Origin of the sequence: Sinorhizobium meliloti, from assembly GCF_017876815.1 — a bacterium.
Taxonomy (GTDB): domain Bacteria; phylum Pseudomonadota; class Alphaproteobacteria; order Rhizobiales; family Rhizobiaceae; genus Sinorhizobium; species Sinorhizobium meliloti.
Window position 1 is genome coordinate 1,101,036 of sequence record NZ_JAGIOS010000001.1, and the last position, 18,894, is coordinate 1,119,929.

The 18,894-nt window shown below is 63.3% G+C and carries 21 protein-coding genes and 1 tRNA gene; 10 read left to right on the forward strand and 12 right to left on the reverse strand.

The genetic code is table 11. The features are described 5' to 3' along the window. Positions 1 to 87 precede the first annotated feature (87 nt). The gene (locus JOH52_RS05310; protein ID WP_010968438.1) at positions 88 to 456 is read left to right on the forward strand and encodes a VOC family protein; all 369 of its coding nucleotides are present in this window, start codon (positions 88 to 90) and stop codon (positions 454 to 456) included. Between the two features lie 131 nt (positions 457 to 587). On the opposite strand, the gene JOH52_RS05315 is transcribed toward JOH52_RS05310, so the two are convergent. From JOH52_RS05315 to JOH52_RS05325, 3 genes are all read right to left on the reverse strand, one after another. Then, positions 588 to 725 carry a DUF1127 domain-containing protein gene (locus JOH52_RS05315; protein ID WP_003533421.1) on the reverse strand — a complete coding sequence of 46 codons (138 nt, stop codon included), beginning with the start codon at positions 723 to 725 and terminating at the stop codon, positions 588 to 590. A 170-nt stretch (positions 726 to 895) separates the two neighbouring features. Next, entirely contained in the window at positions 896 to 1,750 is an 855-nt protein-coding gene (locus JOH52_RS05320; protein ID WP_003533422.1) for a prephenate dehydratase, read from the reverse strand. A 24-nt stretch (positions 1,751 to 1,774) separates the two neighbouring features. Then, positions 1,775 to 2,527: a 3-deoxy-manno-octulosonate cytidylyltransferase gene (locus tag JOH52_RS05325; protein WP_014530010.1), complete on the reverse strand. Its 753-nt coding sequence runs from the start codon at positions 2,525 to 2,527 to the stop codon at positions 1,775 to 1,777. Between the two features lie 153 nt (positions 2,528 to 2,680). Between JOH52_RS05325 and JOH52_RS05330 the strand changes: the two genes are divergently transcribed. Both JOH52_RS05330 and JOH52_RS05335 read left to right on the forward strand, forming a co-directional pair. Further along, positions 2,681 to 3,460 (forward strand): c-type cytochrome, encoded by a 780-nt coding sequence (locus tag JOH52_RS05330; protein WP_010968436.1) that lies wholly within the window; start codon positions 2,681 to 2,683, stop codon positions 3,458 to 3,460. 171 nt (positions 3,461 to 3,631) lie between these two features. Continuing rightward, on the forward strand, positions 3,632 to 4,729 hold the full coding sequence (locus JOH52_RS05335; RefSeq protein WP_013844994.1) for a branched-chain amino acid aminotransferase: 1,098 nt from the start codon (positions 3,632 to 3,634) through the stop codon (positions 4,727 to 4,729). A 222-nt stretch (positions 4,730 to 4,951) separates the two neighbouring features. Here the strand turns inward: JOH52_RS05335 and JOH52_RS05340 are convergent, their stop codons facing one another. Continuing rightward, positions 4,952 to 5,896: an AEC family transporter gene (locus JOH52_RS05340; RefSeq protein ID WP_003533430.1), complete on the reverse strand. Its 945-nt coding sequence runs from the start codon at positions 5,894 to 5,896 to the stop codon at positions 4,952 to 4,954. A 203-nt stretch (positions 5,897 to 6,099) separates the two neighbouring features. On the opposite strand from JOH52_RS05340, the gene JOH52_RS05345 reads away from it, so the two are divergent. Further along, positions 6,100 to 6,369, forward strand: coding sequence for a BON domain-containing protein (locus JOH52_RS05345; protein ID WP_010968434.1), 270 nt, complete (start codon positions 6,100 to 6,102; stop codon positions 6,367 to 6,369). Positions 6,370 to 6,382: 13 nt separating this feature from the next. Here the strand turns inward: JOH52_RS05345 and JOH52_RS05350 are convergent, their stop codons facing one another. Then, positions 6,383 to 7,309, reverse strand: a complete 927-nt coding sequence (locus tag JOH52_RS05350; protein WP_013844993.1) for a LysR family transcriptional regulator — start codon at positions 7,307 to 7,309, stop codon at positions 6,383 to 6,385. Between the two features lie 130 nt (positions 7,310 to 7,439). Here JOH52_RS05350 and JOH52_RS05355 point away from each other — a divergent pair, with 130 nt between their 5' ends. Continuing rightward, positions 7,440 to 8,918: an MFS transporter gene (locus tag JOH52_RS05355; RefSeq protein WP_107010390.1), complete on the forward strand. Its 1,479-nt coding sequence runs from the start codon at positions 7,440 to 7,442 to the stop codon at positions 8,916 to 8,918. A gap of 86 nt (positions 8,919 to 9,004) precedes the next feature. On the opposite strand, the gene JOH52_RS05360 is transcribed toward JOH52_RS05355, so the two are convergent. From JOH52_RS05360 to JOH52_RS05370, 3 genes are read right to left on the reverse strand one after another with little or no spacing between them, the layout of a single operon-like run. Then, positions 9,005 to 10,165 carry an FAD-dependent monooxygenase gene (locus JOH52_RS05360; protein WP_010968431.1) on the reverse strand — a complete coding sequence of 387 codons (1,161 nt, stop codon included), beginning with the start codon at positions 10,163 to 10,165 and terminating at the stop codon, positions 9,005 to 9,007. A 25-nt stretch (positions 10,166 to 10,190) separates the two neighbouring features. Further along, the gene (locus tag JOH52_RS05365; protein WP_014530007.1) at positions 10,191 to 12,176 is read right to left on the reverse strand and encodes a TonB-dependent receptor; all 1,986 of its coding nucleotides are present in this window, start codon (positions 12,174 to 12,176) and stop codon (positions 10,191 to 10,193) included. Then, positions 12,173 to 13,447, reverse strand: a complete 1,275-nt coding sequence (locus JOH52_RS05370; RefSeq protein ID WP_014530006.1) for an MFS transporter — start codon at positions 13,445 to 13,447, stop codon at positions 12,173 to 12,175. The genes JOH52_RS05365 and JOH52_RS05370 overlap by 4 nt, the downstream gene beginning before the upstream one ends. Positions 13,448 to 13,555: 108 nt before the next feature. Between JOH52_RS05370 and JOH52_RS05375 the strand changes: the two genes are divergently transcribed. Beyond that, the gene (locus JOH52_RS05375) at positions 13,556 to 14,578 is read left to right on the forward strand and encodes a helix-turn-helix domain-containing protein (RefSeq protein ID WP_010968428.1); all 1,023 of its coding nucleotides are present in this window, start codon (positions 13,556 to 13,558) and stop codon (positions 14,576 to 14,578) included. 18 nt (positions 14,579 to 14,596) lie between these two features. On the opposite strand, the gene JOH52_RS05380 is transcribed toward JOH52_RS05375, so the two are convergent. After that, complete coding sequence (locus tag JOH52_RS05380; RefSeq protein ID WP_017264514.1) at positions 14,597 to 14,818, reverse strand: hypothetical protein; 222 nt, start codon at positions 14,816 to 14,818, stop codon at positions 14,597 to 14,599. Positions 14,819 to 14,835: 17 nt separating this feature from the next. On the opposite strand from JOH52_RS05380, the gene JOH52_RS05385 reads away from it, so the two are divergent. Then, positions 14,836 to 15,000, forward strand: coding sequence for a type II toxin-antitoxin system HicB family antitoxin (locus tag JOH52_RS05385; protein WP_010968426.1), 165 nt, complete (start codon positions 14,836 to 14,838; stop codon positions 14,998 to 15,000). A gap of 89 nt (positions 15,001 to 15,089) precedes the next feature. Here JOH52_RS05385 and JOH52_RS05390 read toward each other — a convergent pair. Further along, positions 15,090 to 15,179: transfer RNA gene (locus JOH52_RS05390), tRNA-Ser, on the reverse strand. Between the two features lie 229 nt (positions 15,180 to 15,408). Between JOH52_RS05390 and JOH52_RS05395 the strand changes: the two genes are divergently transcribed. From JOH52_RS05395 to JOH52_RS05405, 3 genes are all read left to right on the forward strand, one after another. Further along, complete coding sequence (locus tag JOH52_RS05395; RefSeq protein ID WP_003533439.1) at positions 15,409 to 15,726, forward strand: membrane protein; 318 nt, start codon at positions 15,409 to 15,411, stop codon at positions 15,724 to 15,726. Positions 15,727 to 15,778: 52 nt separating this feature from the next. After that, complete coding sequence (gene msrA, locus JOH52_RS05400; protein WP_003533440.1) at positions 15,779 to 16,432, forward strand: peptide-methionine (S)-S-oxide reductase MsrA; 654 nt, start codon at positions 15,779 to 15,781, stop codon at positions 16,430 to 16,432. Positions 16,433 to 16,716: 284 nt separating this feature from the next. Next, positions 16,717 to 17,709: a BMP family lipoprotein gene (locus tag JOH52_RS05405; protein WP_010968424.1), complete on the forward strand. Its 993-nt coding sequence runs from the start codon at positions 16,717 to 16,719 to the stop codon at positions 17,707 to 17,709. Between the two features lie 75 nt (positions 17,710 to 17,784). On the opposite strand, the gene JOH52_RS05410 is transcribed toward JOH52_RS05405, so the two are convergent. Together JOH52_RS05410 and JOH52_RS05415 are read right to left on the reverse strand one after the other, a co-directional pair. Then, positions 17,785 to 17,994 carry a SlyX family protein gene (locus JOH52_RS05410; protein ID WP_003533442.1) on the reverse strand — a complete coding sequence of 70 codons (210 nt, stop codon included), beginning with the start codon at positions 17,992 to 17,994 and terminating at the stop codon, positions 17,785 to 17,787. Between the two features lie 79 nt (positions 17,995 to 18,073). Continuing rightward, positions 18,074 to 18,808, reverse strand: coding sequence for a sulfate transporter family protein (locus JOH52_RS05415; protein WP_003533444.1), 735 nt, complete (start codon positions 18,806 to 18,808; stop codon positions 18,074 to 18,076). Positions 18,809 to 18,894: the final 86 nt, after the last annotated feature.

Genomic DNA, 18,894 nt, shown 5'->3' on the forward strand with positions numbered 1-18,894 from the left:
GGAGATTTCTTTGCTGCCCCGCAGACTACTGACAGAAACTGGCAGCATGCCGGGCTAGCCTTCAGGTCTCGAAACAAGGAGACCATCATGGCAACACCCAATCTCATCGTCCTCTACGTCATGGACCCACCGGCCAGCGTCGAATTCTACAGGAAGCTCCTGGGCAAAGAGCCGACCGCCACCTTTCCGACCTTCTCATCCTTCGAGATGCAGGACGGTTTCGTTCTCGGCCTGTGGGCAAGGGAGAAAGTGCAGCCTCAGCCTATCGGCGACGGCAGCCGAGCCGAAGTCGCCTTCATGGTAAAAGGGGAAGAGGCTGTGCGTGCGCGTTACGAGGAATGGCGCGCAATGGGCCTGCCGATCGCCCAGGAACTGACACGGATGGATTTCGGGCCGACCTTCGTGGCACTCGATCCGGACGGGCATCGCCTGCGTGTCTGCCTTTACGACGAATAGCCATGCCGCGTGAGAAACGTTGAACGCCCGTAAGCAACCATGCGTATAAAACGCTCACACCCCGCACGGAGGCGGGGTGTGGAAGACTTCGGATGTCGCGCGGTCAAATGCAGCGCGCGGTCATCCCGGTATTAGCGGCCGTAAACGGCAGCCTGAATCTGGGAACGGGAAATACCGATATCGCTCAGGGCGTGATCGTCGAGGGCGTTCAGCTCGCGGACCGCACGGCGCATCTTTACGTATTCCGTAATCTTCTGACGGATTTTCATCTTTTTAGCTCCTTCTTTGTACGAGAGCTAAATAGGCATTTGCCTAAGATTTAAGTAGTTCCATGATTGCAAATTAGGCATGCACTGGACGCGTAGCCGGTTAACGAGTTCTGCCATTTTCTTGTGCCGCCCCGAAGGTGGCGTGGGTCGGTCGAAACCGCACCGCGTGGTCAGAGCACGCCGCGCATCGGATGCGCCGGATAGGTGCCGAGGATGCGCACATTTTCCGAGAAGAAGCGCAACTCGTCCATCGCGTGGCGCACGCCTATGTCGTCCGGATGCCCCTCGATGTCCGCATAGAACTGGGTGGCCACGAACTTGCCGCCGAGCTGGTAGCTCTCAAGCTTGGTCATGTTGATGCCGTTCGTCGCGAAACCGCCCATCGCCTTGTAGAGCGCCGCCGGGATATTGCGCACGTTGAAGACGAAGGTCGTGATGATCAGTTCGTCCTTCGAGGTGCGGGCGACCCTGCTCTCCTCTCTGGACAGCACGACGAAGCGCGTGACGTTGCTGTCGGTATCCTCGACGTTCTCGGCAATGATGTCGAGGCCGTAGAGGTCGGCGGCAAGGCGCGGAGCAAGCGCCGCCATCGAGCGGTCGCCCACTTCCTTGACGAGCTTCGCGGCGCCGGCCGTATCGCCCGCGACCACCGGCTTCCACCCGTTGGCACGCACGATCTTGCGGCACTGGCCGAGCGCGTGGATATGGCTGTGCACGGTGCGGATTTCCTCGCGCCCGACGCCGGGCAGCACCATCAGCTGGAAGCGAATCGGCATGAAATATTCGCCGACGATATGCAGGCGCGATTCCGGCAGGAGGTGATGGATGTCGGCGACGCGTCCGGCAATCGTGTTCTCGATCGGGATCATGGCGAGATCGGCCTCGCCGTTTTCCACCGCCAGGAAAGCGTCCTCGAAGGTCTGGCACGGCAGCGGTTCCATCGACGGGAACATGTCGCGGCAGGCCATGTCGGAATTGGCGCCGTAGTCGCCCTGGAATGAAATCCGGTTGGTCTTGGCGGTCACTTTGGTCCCCTTGCTGTCGGAATGTCAGACGCGGGCGGAAAGGATGCGGCGGGCCTTGTCGAGATCGGCCGGCGTGTCGACCCCGAGCGGCACTGAGTCCACGACCTCGACATCGATGCGCATGCCCGCTTCGAGCGCCCGCAATTGCTCCAGCGATTCGCGCTTCTCGAGCGTCGACGGCTTCAGCGAAACGAAAGTCTCCAGCGCCTTGCGACGATAGGCATAAAGCCCGATGTGGTGATAGAGGGGCCCTTCGCCATAGGGCGCGGTGGCGCGGGTGAAATAGAGCGCGCGAAAGCGGCTGTCGGAAAGCGGGGAGCCGACGACCTTGACGACGTTGGGATTGGTCTTTTCGTGTTCGTCGGTGATCGCCACGGTCAGTGTGGCGATGTCGGTCGCGGGATTTTCCAGCGGCTTCAGCGCGGCACGAATCGGACCGGGCTCGATGGTCGGAAGATCGCCCTGCACGTTGATGACGATTTCCGCTTCGCCATGCGGATCGGCCTTCAGGAGCGCCTCGTGAATCCGGTCGGAGCCGGACTGGTGATCGACACGCGTCATGACCGCCTCGAAGCCGGCGCCGGTCACGGCCGCTAAGACATCGGGATGATCGACCGCCACCACGATCCGCCCGACCTCGGCTTCCGCCGCCCGCCTTGCCACCTGCACGATCATCGGCAGGCCGCAAATATCGGCAAGCGGCTTGCCGGGAAGGCGCGTCGACGCCATGCGCGCCGGAATGAGTACGAGGGTTTTGCCCGATTGTTCACGATTCATCGTCCGGCCTTTAAAAACCCGGAGAAAGTGTCAAAACGTCTCACTCCGGGGTTGATAATCTCTGTTGCAACGCAGAGCCAAAAGACATAGGTTCCGCGCGATTTCAAGATGGGCCGGTTTTTTGTTTGCCGGTGGCTAAGGGAGCGTTTGCAGATGAATCCATATGTGAACATGGGTGTGGGTGCCTTGTTGGGTACGGTCTTCGTTCTGATGTCCGTATCCATTGCGTCGGAAGGCATTTTCCATTCCGAAGCTCCCGAGAAGGAAGGTTTCGCCATTGTCGCCGAGGAAACGGCAGGCGAAGCGGATGCTGCCGGCGGCGAGGAAGCGAAGTCCGAGCCGATCGGGCCGATGCTCGCCAGCGCCGATGCCTCCGCCGGCGAGGGCGTGTTCAAGAAATGCGCAAGCTGTCACACCGTGGAGAAGGGCGGACCGAACAAGGTCGGCCCGAATCTCTGGAGCGTCGTCAACCGCCCGGTCGCCTCGCATGAGGGCTTCAGCTATTCCGCGGGCATGCAGACCTTCGCAGAAGGCGGCAAGGTCGTGTGGGACTACGATCATCTGAGCTACTTCCTCGAAGCGCCGAAGAAGCACGTGCCCGGCACGGCGATGGGCTTCGCCGGCATCAAGAAAGTCGACGAGCGCGCCAACCTGATCGCCTGGCTGCGTGAGCAGGCGGACAGCCCGGCCCCGCTGCCGGACGCCGGCGCGGCAGGCTCGACCGAGGCGGCACCGGCTGCTGGTCAGGAGGGACAGGCCCCCGCCGCTGCCGAAGGTGCCGCAGCTCCCGCTCCAGCTGAAGGCGGTGCGGCCCCTGCAGCCACTGAAGCCAGCCCGGCCCCGGCTGAAGGCGGAGCAACTCCCGCCCCGGCTGAAGGCGAGGCTGCTCCGGCAGGTCAGATCGGCGCTCCAGCGCCGGCTCCGGCAAACTGATTGCGGCCAGCACACGGCCAGTCTACCTGAAAACCCGGTCGGTCGATCGGGTTTTTTCACATCCCGCAGGTGTGATGAGCCTGGCCGCATCATGATATAGAATGGACTCCACCATTCGACATATGCAATGCGAGCGACACCAACCGCTCGGAACGAAGGAGCAGACGACAGATGACCGGTAGCGGTGAGCAGACTTTCCTGTTCGAGCAGAACCCGACCAGAGTGGCGAACAGCGAGCGCGATGCGCTGCTTGCGAATCCGGGCTTCGGGCGCGTGTTCACCGATCACATGGCGACGATCCGCTATTCCGAGGGGCGCGGCTGGCACGATGCGAAGATCGGCCCGCGGAAGGCGTTCGATCTCGATCCGTCGACACTGGTGCTGCACTACGCCCAGGAGATCTTCGAGGGTATGAAGGCCTATCGCCTGCCCGACGGCGGCGCCACGCTGTTTCGCCCCGATGCCAATGCGCGCCGTTTCCGCAACTCCGCCCTTCGGCTCGCAATGGCGCCGCTGCCGGAGGAGCTGTTCGTCCAATCCGTGCGCGAACTGGTTCGTATCGACCGCGACTGGATACCCGCCGGCGAAGGAGCCGCGCTCTATCTTCGGCCGTTCATGATCGCCACGGAAGTGCTCCTCGGCGTGAAGCCTTCGGCTGAATATCTCTACTGCGTCATTGCTTCCTCGGTCGGTTCCTACTTCAAGGGCGGCGCCCCGGCCATTACCATATGGGTTTCGGAGAATTACACCCGGGCAGCGCCCGGCGGCACCGGCGAGGCCAAATGCGGCGGCAACTACGCCGCGAGCCTCGCGGCGCAGGCGGAGGCGATGCAGGAGGGCTGCGAGCAGGTGGTGTTCCTCGACGCGGTGGAACGCCGCTTCGTCGAAGAGCTCGGCGGCATGAACGTTTTCTTCGTTTTCCGCGACGGCTCGCTGCAGACGCCGCCGCTGACGGGCACGATCCTGCCGGGCATCACGCGCGATTCGCTGATCACGCTTGCCCGCGATATGGGGCTAACGGTGCGCGAAGAGCCCTATGCCATCGACCAGTGGCAGGCGGATGCGGAAAGCGGCCGCCTCACCGAGGCCTTCGCCTGCGGGACGGCTGCGGTCGTAACGCCGATCGGCAAGGTCAAGGGCCGCGAACACAGCTTCACCATTGGCGACGGCGGAGCCGGTCCGGTAGCCAGCCGCCTGAAGTCAGCCTTGCTCGACATCCAGAACGGCCGCGCGCCGGACCCGCATGGCTGGCTCGACCGGCTGTTCTGAGCGCAGCCTTCGGTCCGGAATGCCGCCCCTCATCCGCCTGCCGGCACCTTCTCCCCGCAGGCGGGGAGAAGGGACAAGCGGCGCCAACTGAACCCCGCATTCGCCGCCCGCCCGAGGGAGCGAGCGAGCGCGGCATATCCCTTCTCCCCGCCTGCGGGGAGAAGGTGGCGGCAGCCGGTTGAGGGGCAGGGGCAGAACTCGAGCAGGCGAGTGGGCACCCAGTCACATCAGCAGATAGGCCCATACCGACACGCTGACGACGCCGAGTGCGGTGGTCAGCGTGATGGTCGAGGAGGCGAGCGCGTGCCCGACATTGAAATGGTTGGCGATCAGCCAGGCGTTGACGCCGGTCGGGACGGATGAGGTGAGAACCAGCGCCGCGGTCCAGCTGTCGTTCAGGCCCAGCAGGTGGCAGGCGGCGAAGACGGCGCCCGGCAGCACCAGGAGCTTGAGGGTGCTCGTCACGGCCGCGAGCCCGGTATTGCCGGCAAGGCCGTATTTGTCGAGCGCCATGCCGATCGAAACGAGCGCTGCGGGCGCTGCCACGCCCGCAAGCTGATCGACCACGATCTTCACCGGCCCGCCGAGGGGTTGTCCGAGGAGATGGAAGAGAGCGCCGAAGGCAAGGCCGATCACGAGGGGATTGCGGACGAGATTGCGGGCAACTCCGCCCATGAGCTTCCAGATGCCCTGCCCCGGTGCACCGGTCGTCTGGCGTTCCGCACGCTCCATCATCACCGTTCCGGCAATCATCATGACCGGCAGATGGACGGAGAGCAGGATCGACAGCGCAACGATCCCGTCTTCCCCGACAAGGCGGGAAACAAGGGGCAGGCCTATGAAGACCGTATTGGCGAACGCTGACGAAACGCCTGCAAGCACGCCCATGCGCGCGTCCCGGCCGAAGCCGAGCGTCGCCGCCAGATGGCCGATGGTCCAGGTCACCGCGACGCCGGAGAAATAGGCGACCCAGAGCGGCCAGGGCGACCCTTCCTTGAAATCCGCCTCGGCGATGGTACGGAAGAGAAGCACCGGCACCGCGACGCGGAAGACGAAATCGCCGAGCGCCTCGCCGACGGCCGGCTTCAGGTAGCCGAGCCGGACGATGAGCCAGCCGGTCAGAATCAGGACGAAGATCGGTAGAACGTTCAGGAAGACGTCGGACATGGAAGAGCCTTGATGGGTTTCCAAGCCATAGCCCTGTTCGAGCCGCGGAAGCAAGGGAGGCGCATGCAGCAGGTCTCCTTGATTCGAGGACAACCCAAGCCAACATGCAGCAATTACAGATGAATCAGCGCGAGCGCGGTCATGCGCGACCGGAACATTCCGGGGCTGCCAAGCGTTGCGATCAAGGACGGGAACGACCAGAAATGCCGAGCGAATACCCGAACTATTCTCACAAGGACGACGATCCTCATCTGACCGATGACGATCTGGCGGAGAAAGTTCTGCACTTCCTTCGCTACGCGACTGCGATCGATACGAGCGATATGGAGGTGATCGCTTTAGGCAACATCGTCGTGCTCTCCGGTACGGTTGGAAGCGAAGCCGACATCGCCTCTGCCGGCGAGGCAGCCGCCTCGGTCATCGGTGTTTCGAGCGTGGAGAACGGCCTAAGGGCGCGCGAAGGTAGAAGTTGAAGCGCGCCGCTTCTCAACTTGCCGAGGCCGGCATGTCTGAGCCTTGCGCAATGCAAACCTCGCGAATGCAGCCGCGCAGCCAGCGATGCGCCGGATCGGCATCGAGCCGCGGATGCCAGAGCAGCGAAACCGTGATCTGCGGTAGGGAGAAGGGCAGCGGAAAGCTGTGCATTCCCTGACGCAGGGCGCTCGTGTGGCGTTCAGGAACGCTGGCGATCAGGTCCGAGGAACGAGCCAGCGCCAGGGCGCTCGAAAAGCCGCCTACGATGGTAACGATCTCGCGCTCCAATCCGATCGACCCCAGGGTATCATCGATGCCGACAGCCACCTTCTCCGGCCCCCGCCGTGAAACAAGGATGTGTCTGCCGGCGGCGTAGCGGGCCGGCGTAACCTCGCCCCCGCTCAAAGCGTGGCCATTGCGCACAACGCCGATGAACCGGTCCCGGAACAGAGCCTGCGTCCGCAACTCCGGCCCTGTCGCCTCACCCACCACACCTGTCTCGAGATCGACGCTCCCGTCCCGAAGCGGGCCGCTGCCCTTGTCCGACTTCTGCACGAAGGCCAGGCGCACCCCGGGGGCTTCCGCGCCGAGCCGTGCAAGGAGGCACGGCCCGAAGTTTTCGACGAAGCCGTCGCTGGTTCGCAGCGTGAAGGTCCGGACGAGCCGTTTCAGATCGAGTTTCTCCTGCGGCCGCAGGACGGCTTCCGCCTCCTCCACCAGCCGGCCCACCGTCTCGCGCAGATCGAGGGCACGCGGCGTGGCAACGAGGCCGCGCCCAGCCCGAACCAGAAGCGGGTCGCCGGTCGTCTCGCGCAATCGCTGGAGAGCCCGGCTCATTGCCGAGGGACTCAAGCGCAGCCGCTTGGCTGCGCGCGCGACGCTGCCTTCTGCGAGCAGCACGTCGAGGGTGACGAGGAGATTGAGATTGGGCTTCGGCATGCAACGACAGTAGCACAGGTTTTATCCAGGCACGGCGTCAAATGCACGAGTGAAGTGCAAATCGTGCGTGTTCCGCCATGACGGTCGAGCGGCTAGCTTCCTCGGAATGCTTCAAGGTCCTCAGGAAGGAATGTTCATGCCGAAACCAGCCGTTGCCGCGGCAGACGATGCCGCCGGTAGAAATCCGCACAGGGACGCCTCGGCCGGATGGGCGCTCGCCAGCCTTTCGCTCTCCATGCTGCTGTCCTCGCTCGGCACCAGCATCGCGAATGTCGGCCTGCCGAGCCTCGCCACGGCGTTCTCCGCCTCGTTCCAGCAAGTCCAGTGGGTCGTCCTCGCCTATCTCCTTGCCATCACCACCCTGATCGTCGGTGTCGGCCGGCTCGGCGACATGGTCGGGCGCCGGCGGCTGCTGCTTGCCGGAATCCTGCTGTTCACGGTGGCTTCGGGGTTGAGCGGCGCTGCACCGAGCCTGCCGCTCCTCATTGCCGCCCGGGCGGTTCAGGGGCTCGGAGCGGCGGTCATGATGGCGCTCGCCATGGCCTTGGTCGGCGAGACCGTGGCGAAGGAAAAGACCGGTGGCGCCATGGGCCTGCTGGGCACCATGTCTGCGATCGGCACCGCGCTGGGGCCGTCGCTCGGCGGCGTTCTGATCGCCGGTCTCGGCTGGCAGGCGATCTTCGTCGTCAACGTGCCGCTCGGCGCCCTGGCCTTTATTCTCGCTCGTCGCTCGCTGCCCGCCGATCGCCAAGGGTCTGCGGCGGAGCGCACTGGCTTCGATGTTCCGGGCACGCTGCTGCTCGGCCTGACGCTCGCCGCCTATGCACTCGCCATGACGGTTGCGCACGACAGTTTCGGTCCGCTCAACATGGCGCTCCTGGCTGCTGCTGTCGTCGGCGCCGGTCTCTTCGTACTGGCCGAGCGGAGAGCAACCTCCCCCTTGATGCGGCCCGAGGCTCTCCGCGACCCGGTGCTCGGTGCGGGGCTTGCCATGAGCGCACTCGTCTCGACGGTGATGATGGCAACGCTGGTGGTGGGGCCGCTCTACCTCTCGCGCGCGCTCGGGCTCGGCGAAGCGCTCGTCGGGATCGTCATGTCGGCGGGTCCGGTCGTTTCCGCCCTGAGCGGTCTGCCGGCCGGCCGTGCCGTCGACCGCCTGGGAGCCCCGTTCGTGATCGTCACAGGCCTCCTCGCAATGGCCGCCGGCTCATTCGCTCTGTCGGTGCTTCCGGAGATGTTCGGCGTCGCCGGCTACCTGGCCGCCATGCTCGTCCTGACCCCGGGTTACCAGCTGTTCCAGGCAGCCAACAATACGGCCGTGATGGTGGATGTCCGCCCGGATCGGCGCGGCGTCGTCTCCGGCATGCTCAATCTCTCGCGCAATCTCGGGCTCATCACCGGCGCATCGGTCATGGGAGCCGTCTTCGCCTTCGCATCGGCTGCACCCGACATCGCGGCCGCACCAGCCGTGGCCGTTGCCGCCGGCATGCGGATCACTTTCGCCGTCGCGGGCGCCCTGATCGTGAGCGCGCTCGTCATCGCGCTCCGGAGCCGCACTCTCTTCATGCGCGCTTGCGCCGGCGCGGCACTACGCGATGAAGGTAGGTGAGGTACGGTTGCCGGCACCATCTTGCTGCGTCTGGAGCGGGATGGAGTGCGTGCGGTTTTCCGCCTTCTTCTCGAACAGCCCGGCACCTATGGCACATCCAGTTCGAGTTCCTCGGCCGACATCCGTCGTGCAAGAAATCCGGCAAACGGCCGCGAAAGAAGGAGCGGGAGGGTCCATGACTGGATGCGCAGGCCGAGCTTGCTTTCCGGTACGAAATGGCCACCGATGCGGCGCGACGTGGCCTGCATCCTCGTGACCATCGGTTTCAGGCGGGATTCGTAGGCCTCGAATGCCTGAGCATGCGGCTTTGCCGCCAATTCCGACGCGAGAATCCAGGCGCCGGCTAATGCGGTGGACGTTCCCTGACCGGACAGAAAGGTCAAACACCAGGCGGCATCTCCCAGAAGCACCACGCGGCCGCTCGACCATCGGGGCACCTCGATTTGTGCAATCGTATCGAAGAAACCCCGCTGCCAGTCGACCGGCGTCGAGAGCGCCAGCGAAACGGGATGAGACCATTGGCCGAAGCGCTCCATCAGCGTCTTCTGCCGCGCCTCCGGAGCCACGCGCCCGGTCGAGGAATCGCGCCAGCAGAACAGGGTCGCGGCAGTTCCGTCGCCAACCTCGTAGAGCCCGCCCTGGTGATCGACGTCCATCATGCCGACGAAGCTGGAGTCGAGCGGAGTGGCTAGCGGCATTCGCCATGCGGCCGCGCGAAAACCCAGAGGCCTCAGAAAGGTCTCATGCGGGCCGAAACACATCTGGCGGATCGCGCTGCGCCAGCCATCCGCTCCCACGACGATGTCGAAGCTTTCCGTCGAGCCTGTCGACAGCACGACATCGACACCGTCTTCCCTGTTTGCGAGCGCGGTCACCGTCGTCCCGTATCTCAGATCGGTGCGATCCCCGACGGCCTCGAGCAGGACGTCCTGTACGGCGTCCCGCATGATGGAAAACATCTTGCCGTTCACCGCCCGCGTCAGAGCATGATAACTATAGGAGAAGAGGCGCCGGCCCTCCGGGCTGCGATATTCCGCCGTGCCCAGGGAAACGGCGCGCGCCCTGAACGCGTCGAGAAGGCCCAGCCGTTCCGCCGCGTTCCAGCCATTGACGTGAACACCTATCGCATAGCCGGCGGCGCGGTTCTGCTCGGCCCGTTCAACGACCACGGCCGTCATGCCATGTGCCCGCAGCGCTGCTGCGAGGGCGAGACCTGCCGGTCCCGCGCCGACGATCAGGATACGCATGGTTTCTGCTTTCAGAACTTGAAGCTCACACGGCCGCCGAAGGCGCGCCGGTGCCAAGCTGATAGAGATTCCCGTAGGTTGCTTCGGTGAAGCCGTAGACCGCATACGTCTCGTCGAAGACGTTGTTGACGAACACATCGGCGACCACCTGCTCGCTCACTTTCCAGCTCAGGCCAAGATCGACCAGGAAGAACCCCTTCTGGCCAATGGTATTGGTTTCGTCGAAGAACACTGATCCGGCATAGGTCATTCCCGCCCGGGGAATGAGCTGTCCCCAGCCTTCGGCCAGATCGAATGCGTAGTCCAGCGCGAGATTTGCCGTGAATTCCGGTGCGTAAGGCACCCGATTACCGGTGTAGTCGATGCCCGGATTCACCGAGTTCTCATATTTGGTGAACGTCGTGCGGTTGAGTCCGAGGCCTCCGGCGATGCCCAGCCGCTCGGTCGGATTGGCGCGGAAGGCGAGATTGATGCCCTTCGCGGTGACTTCGCCTGCGTTCTGAAGGTACTTCAGGTACACATCGCCGACGAACAGCTGATAGTCTTTCGTCACATTGTAGTAGGCTGAAAGCGACGCCTCCAGCGATCCGTCGAGCGCTCTGTACTTGATGCCGGTTTCGCCATTGTAGGTGTTCTGCGGATCGTAGGTGAAGGCGATGTTCTCGGGCGTCACATTGCGGGTGAATCCGCCGGCCTTGTAACCCGTCGAGAACAGGCCATGCACGCGCCATTCGTCGTCAAGCGCGTAGCTCGCGCCGAGCTTGGGCGAGACGCCGCCGAAGCTGCGCTCACCGGCGATCGTCACGGCGCCGTCGGCACGCGCCCTTGCCTTTTCATAATCGAACCGGAGGCCCGGCGAGATGTCGAGCCTGTCCGTCGCATGCCACGCCAAGTCTCCGAATATTGCATAGGAATCGATCGTCTGCTGCGAAACCTGACCGATCAGCGGGGTCCGCCGCTCGAAATCGAGACGCTGCCCGTATACGCCAACCACATAGTCGAGCGCGTTGCCGAGTTCCGGATCGGAAGCGATACGCAATTCCTGGCTGAATGTCGTCTGGTCCTCGGGCGTCTGAAAACCGAGCGTGGTGCGGTCGAGCTTACGATCCTGATAGCCGGTCAGCGCCGTGATGGTGGCGAAGTCAAGGTCGTAGGACGCATTGACCCCGAAACTGGCGGTGTCCAGCCGGTAGCGTGAGTCGATAGGCAGTGCGATGCGGTCGTTGAACATCGATTCCATGACGAATTGCTCTTCGGTAGAATCGACGCGGCCGCGCTGGGTGCTCACCATGACATCCAGCGGGCTGTCATCGGGCGCGTAGCGCAGGCGGATGCGGCCGTTCAGGTCATCGGTTCCGCCGATCTCCTGTCCGCTGCCCAATAAGGTGTACTGGTCGGCCTCCCGTCGGAAGGTCAGGGCCGCGTCACCGTATATCACCCCGTCGATGATCGGCGTATTGAGCAGCAGGCTGGCGTCTCCTCCCTGCGTGTGCAGCGCCCCGGCGGTATCGACACGCAATTCATTGTCAGGTTTGCGCGTCACCACGTTGATGACCCCGCCGATCGCGCCGCGACCATAGAGCGTGCCTTGCGGCCCGTAGAGGAGTTCGACGCTGTCCAGACCGGCCGGGAGCAACTGGCTGAAGATCGAGGGGTCCTGGGGGAGGCCATCGACATAAAGCTGGACGCTCGGCTCATAGTAATCGACCGAGGACTGCCCACGAACGGTGACGTTGGTATAGGCGCGGTTGGAGCGGGACCGGATGTTGGTATCGACAAAAGCCCTGTCCAGTTCGCCGGCGCTGGCAATCCCTCGATCCTGCAATTCCTGCGCCTCGACGATCGCGACCGTGGCCGGCACCTCGAACGCTTCCTGCACGCGCTTCGTGGCCGTGACCGTAATAGGTTCCAGAACGGTGGTCTCCTCTTTCTGCTGCGCGCCGGCAATGCCGGGCCAGGCGAGAGAGGAAAGCGCCAAGACGGATGCGCTGGCGAGAAGGGTTCGGCTCATGGGCGGGACTCCTGAACGGGTAAGGATGGGACGACGGCCGTCGACGAATGGCGCGGAAGGAGGATGGCGATGGATCGGGCGCGTCTCAGCGAGCGCCACGCGGCAAAAGCCAGGAGCAGGGCCGTTGCCGCGAACACGACGCCATAGCCGGCGTGCTGGGCGATGACGCCGGCAATCACTCCCATCGCAACGGCGAGGGCCGCATCGAGGCTTTGCAGAACCGCAAAATCCGTCGCTGCCTGCTCGGTGTCGGACCAGTTCATCATCATCGCGTAGAGCGCGACAAAGGACATCGCGACGGCGGCGGCCTGGACCAGCAGCAGGACAATGGCGGCGATGTCCCCCTGCCAGATGCCGAAGGCGAACAATGCGAGACCTGCAAATGCAAGAAGATTGACGGCGGCGAACGCAGCAAGCGTTCTTCCTGATCCGAATCGCTGGACGAGGGCGGCGCCGGCCAGCGCCCCGATGAGCCCGACCACAGCGCCACCGGCGCCCCTGACCCAGCCGATCGTCGCCACAGGGAAGCCGATATCCACCATGAACGGGCTGAGCATCGACGTACCGAGGCGTACGCCGCATTGATAGAGGATAAGAAAGCCGATGCCGCCGACCAGCGGCCGGTTGGAAAGGACCGCGCGGAACCCTGGCCGCCCGCGCGGTCGGGACGCATGGCGTCCAATATGGGTAGCGGCGAGCGTCGGCAGCGTAAGCACCGCGATGAAGCTGGCCATTGCCCACATCGAAGCGGCCCATCCGGCATAGGCATAGATCGGCAGCCACAAACCGCTGCCGATCAGGAATCCAAGATAGCCGCCGCCGGTGCTTGCCCCGCTGGCCTTGCCGCGGGTCTCCTGCGTCGTGGCATGAACGGCGAGAGAATCGGTTGCAACGTCTTGGGTCGCGGCAACGAAAGCCATCGCGAGGAGAACAATGGAAAGCGACGGCAGATGGGTCTCAGGGGGAAGACGGGCCGCAACGCCGAAAAAGACGATCAGGGCAAGCTGGCAGACCAGGATCCAGTTGCGCTGTGTCCCAAACCTGTCGACAAGCGGAGCCCAGAGAAACTTGAGAGCCCAGGGCATTATCAGGATGGCGAGAAAGCCGATCCGGTCGAGCGACACACCGGTATCGCGCAATGCGACGGGGAGCGCCGTCTGCACCATGCTTCCCGTCGCGGACTGGGCAGCGTAAAGCCCGCTCAGCAATCCGAGAACGATGTAGGGCGTGGCCCGTGTGCTGTGTTCGGCTATTCCAGTCAAGTGCAGCATTCCTGTTCGGCGAACGGATTACTGCAGTCGAAAAAACTTGACTATTGCATTCAGGGTTTCCGATAGTGCGATCCGGTCCGTTATTTTTGCGATGACACAGAATCCGGTATGACATTCCATATCCAGCGCCGCACCCTGATCCAGTCCCAGTTGGAATCGGCCGCCTCGATCGGCGTCGATCCCGCCGACGTGGCATCGGCGCAGCCGGTATCGGGCGGCCTTTGCAAGGTGTTCGGGATTCATGCCGGGCTGAATTTGACAGTCTTCGACGTCATCGCAGGAACAGCGCTGGGGGAGCCCGTGCGGAGCGCCCCTTGCTTGGCGATCGACATTCTGTTCAATGCAACCGGACGTGGATGGATATCGCCGCCGGACGGCGGAGAAGACCTGTCCATACCCTACCGGCGGGGAATGATGTATCTCACCTTCGCGCCCCACGGAGCCACGGGCAGATACGATGTTCCCGCGGGAGCACGGTTTCATGGAATCGACATACGCATTGGGCTCGATTTCCTGGAGCGCTTGGGATGGCTCGGGGCCTTCGCCGTCCTGACCCGAGGGCATCCGCACCATGTCGCTTCCTGCGGCGCCTGCTGGATCGGCGCGCTATCTCTGCCGGAGCGCATCGCAGGACAGGCGAAAAGCCTGCTCGACAGCAGTCTTTTGAACGAGAACGATCTGGCGATGGAGGCGCGTTGCCTCGACATCATCGACGCTGCGATCGCCTGCGTGTCCTCGCCGGCTCCGCTTCCGGCGCCGACCAATCGCGACCGCCGCCGTATCGAGGCCGCTCGCGATATCTTGCTCGATGATCTTTCCCGGACATGGACCATCGCAGAACTGGCCCGGAGATGCGGTCTCAGCGAAAAGCGGCTCAAGGCAGGATTCCAGAAGGAGTTCGGGAAGCCGGTCTATCGCTATCTTCAACTCGCGCGACTGACCGAAGCCAAGCGCATGTTGGCCGAGACGGACAGAAATGTGACGGAGATATCACTTGAAGTGGGCTACACCAGCACGAGCCATTTTGCGCGTGTATTTTTGAGAGAGTTCGGTGTCCTGCCGTCGGCGATCAAGTCGGAAACCCGTAATTCATCGAAAACTCGGCGCCATCTGATCCAAACAGCGTGGTGATCAGACGAAGTGGGCGTCTTACACCGCCCTCATCAAAGGTGCGGCTGCCAGCGTCCGGAAATGGCTGGACGAACACGGAGTAAAGCCATGAACAATGTCGTCGAAATCAATGGCGAGAAGGCGGTTGTCGCTTTCGACCCCGAGATTCAGATGCTGCGCGGCGAGTTTGTCGGCCTGAATGGCGGTGCCGACTTCTATGCCGAAAGCGTCCACGATCGATCGAGGAAGGCCGTAGGTCACTGGACGTTTATCTCGAAATGTGCCGGGAAAAGGGCATCGAGCCACGCCGGAAATTCTCCGGCAAGTTCAATGTCCGCCTCGATCCCGAAGATCATGCCGCAGCGGCCGTCGCTGCCGCAGCAGCGGGCAAGAGCCTGAATGAATGGGTCATCGGAGCGATCAGGGAAGCCGCCGCTGAATAGCGGAGACGGGCGCTCGGCACTGGCAGATAGCGTCAAGAATGCTGGTGGCGAATAAAGGACTAACTCAGTGCCCACGCAGTGGACTGAAGTGGCGGACAGAGAGGGATTCGAACCCTCGATACGCTTTCACGTATACACGCGTTCCAGGCGTGCGCCTTCAACCACTCGGCCACCTGTCCATCCTTCTGCAGCCGGCGGTCGATCCGGCTGGATGGGGAAAAGCGAAGCTTCTCCGCGTCACCGGTGAAACCGGGAGACGGGCGCGATATATACCGATGATGCGCGCGGGATCAACTGGTTTCTGACATATTATTGACATGCCTTGAAAGGTGCTGCGGATGACCGGCCATTGCGCTTGCCCGCCCTTGCGCCTATCTCTTGCGCAGGACGAGCCGAAAGGGGGAGCGGATGCGGTTGCTGCTGCGGTTTGCGAGCTTTCTGGCGCTGATGGCTGCGGTCTTTGCAGGGACGATCGATTCCATTCAGTCGGTAGCGGCGTCGGAGCCGGTCATCACTTCGCTTGCCGACGGCATAGCTGCGATCGGATCCGATCAACTGAACTGGGTTCAGTCGCTGCAGCGGACCGGAGCCGGGCCTGCAATGTGGCTCAGGGCGCTGCACTGGGTTCTGGCGCAGCCCGCCTTTGCCGTATTCCTCGCCCTCGCCCTCCTCCTGTGGATGGCCGGATACAGGAAGAAACCCGCTGCCGGGCGCTTTGCCGCCTGAGCGCCGGAGCCGCACGGCTCGCTCCCATGAGCGCTGACGAAAGGAGCCTCAGATGTTTCTGATCGACATGTTCAACAAGAAGACCATCCTGCCCGATGCCGCAACGGCGCTGCCCGGCCGAGAGGAGGAGATCCCGACCGCGACGACGCATTTCGTGTCGGGGCGGCCGCTCAAGGGCCCTTATCCGGAGGGCATGAAGAAGGTCCTCTTCGGTATGGGCTGCTTCTGGGGGGCCGAGCGTCTCCTGTGGGAGATCCCCGGCGTCTACGTGACCGCTGCCGGCTACTCCGGCGGGCTCACGCCCAATCCGACCTATCAGGAGACGACGACAGGGTTGACCGGCCACACGGAGGTGGTGCTGGTGGTCTACGATCCGGCCAAGGTCTCGCTTCAGCGCCTGCTGAAGACATTCTTCGAGGAGCACGACCCCACCCAGGGCATGCGCCAGGGCAACGACGTCGGCACCACCTATCGCTCGGCGATCTACGTCTATGACGAGGAGCAGCTCGCCGAGGCGAATGCTGCGCGCAACGCCTTCCAGAAGGCGCTACGGGTCTACAACCATGATCGCGAGATCACCACCGAAATCGCGAAGGCGGGGCCATTCTACTTCGCCGAGGACTATCACCAGCAATATCTCGCCAAGAATCCGGACGGCTATTGCGGATTGCGCGGCACCGGCGTCAGCTGCCCGATAGGCGCCTGACCCCTCCGCGGCGCGCGAAGCCGACGCTCTCGACATGCCTACGATCTAATGGGGTGCGGACCTATGTCCGCTCCCCTTTTTTGCGCCGTGAGCCGCCTCCGCCGGCCATTTCAGCGGCCGGACTGCTTTTTTACCATCCGAAAAAATTTGGATGTTTTTTTGCCGAAGCCGTGCAAGGATGCGCCCACCCAAGCCTTAAAGAGAGGGGCGGGTTCCGCGGTGGGGGCCCCGTTCGGGACCGGCGGAAGACCCGAAAAGATCAATAGCGACAACAGGGCTTTACAATGAAAAAAACCATCCTCGGTCTCCTTGCATTCTCGATGATGTCCGCGACGGCACTGGCCGCCGACATCAAGCCGGCGATCATCTACGACCTCGGCGGAAAATTCGACAAATCCTTCAACGAAGCGGCCTTCAACGGGGCCGAAAAGTTCAAGACCGAAACCGGCATCGAATATCGCGAGTTCGAGATCGCCAACGACGCCCAGCGCGAACAGGCGCTGCGCCGCTTCGCCAGCGACGGCAACAGCCCGATCGTCATGGCCGGCTTCAACTGGGCCGCGTCGCTCGAGAAGCTCGCCGGCGAATATCCGGATACGAAGTTCGCGATCATCGACATGGTCGTCGAAAAGCCGAACGTCAAGTCGATCGTCTTCAAGGAGCAGGAAGGCTCCTATCTCGTCGGCGTTCTCGCCGGCCTCGCCTCCAAGACCAAGACGGTCAGCTTCGTCGGCGGCATGGACATCCCGCTGATCCACAAATTCGCCTGCGGCTATGTCGGCGGCGCCAAGTCGACCGGCGCGGACGTAAAGGTGCTCGAAGCTTACACCGGCACCACGCCCGATGCATGGAACGACCCGGTCAAGGGCGGCGAAATCGCCAAGTCGCAGATCGATCAGGGCTCCGACGTCGTCTATCATGCTGCCGGCGGCACCGGCGTCGGCGTGCTGCAGGCGGCAGCGGATGCGGGCAAGCTCGGAATCGGCGTCGATTCCAACCAGAACATGCTGCAGCCGGGCAAGGTGCTGACATCCATGCTGAAGCGCGTCGACGTCGCGGTCTACGACTCCTTCATGGCCGCGAAGGACGACAAGTTCGAATTCGGCATCTCCAACCTCGGCCTCAAGGAAGACGGAGTCGGCTACGCGCTCGACGAGCACAACCAGGTGCTGATCACGCCGGAAATGAAGGAAGCGGTCGAGAAGGTGAAGGCCGACATCATCTCCGGCAAGGTCCAGGTTCACGACTATATGACCGACGAGACCTGCCCGTACTGATCGTCGCACATCAGACCGTATTCAAAAGCCTCCGGTTCATCCGACCGGAGGCTTTTTTCGTCGGATCATGAGGCATCAATAATGCGGCGGGCGCGTCACCGGAGTCGCATCTTGCGCCTGTTCTTCGAGGCTCAGGAACCGTTCGGTCAGACGATCGAGCTTGGCGCGCGTCTGCTCGACCACCTTCCATTGCTCCGCCAGTTGGTCCGAAAGCTCCTCGATGGTCTTCAATTGATGGGCCACCGTCTCTTCGAGCCGGGTGATCCGCTCTTCCGCATCGCGCATCATGCTTCTCCGTCGGTCGGGTTCAAAGTCGGGCGCAGAATGTCGGCGCGTGGCCGGGTGTCAAGGGACAGCGGTGCGATCAGCTTCTCGCAGCCGCAGCCGTGCCCGCAAAACCGGTGTCCCGCGCCGAGAGCATCTTGTGCAGGTGCACCATCATGCCGGCGGCAAAGAGCGGCGTCAGCAGGTTGAGCAGAGGCACGGCAAGGAAGGCCGCCAGCACGAGGCCGGCAAGGAACACGGTGGAGCGATGTTTGGCACGGAAGAGCCGCGCCTCCGCCGGCGGACGATGGCGCATGGCGGCGAACTCGAAGAATTCTCGACCGAGCAGATAGCCGTTGACGAGGAAGAAGGCGACAAGATTGACGCCCGGCACCAACAGGAGGAAGAGCGCGACGATGTTGCCGAGAATGACGACGCCGAGGAATTTCGCCGAACCGGTGATCGCCTCGGCGAGAGGCAGCGGCGTGCCGGGCGCCTCGCCGGGATAGTCCCTTTTCTCCACCACCTCGGCGACATCGTCGAGGAAGAAGCCGGCAATCAGCGCCGTCACCGGCGCCAGCAGCAGCGCCAGCGCGAGCGCGAGCCCCAGGCTCGCGAAGATGCCGACGACGAAAGTGAGCCACCCCGCCCAGTCGGGCGTGCCCGGCATCAGCGCATCGATCCAGGGCAGCGCAAGCCAGACGAAGAGCTCGCGCAGCGCGAACCAGAGCGCGACGAGCGCCAGCAGCGTCAGCCCGATGACTTTCCAAAAGACCGTGCGGGTCTCCGTCGCGAAAAGATTGGCGAAGGCAAGGCGCGCCGCATCGAGAATCATGACCGTCTCCCTGGCCGATAAGTGCAACCGGAAGGCATGTAGGCAGAGCGACCGGCAGGGGCAAGCCGGCCGGAGGCGGTTTTTGG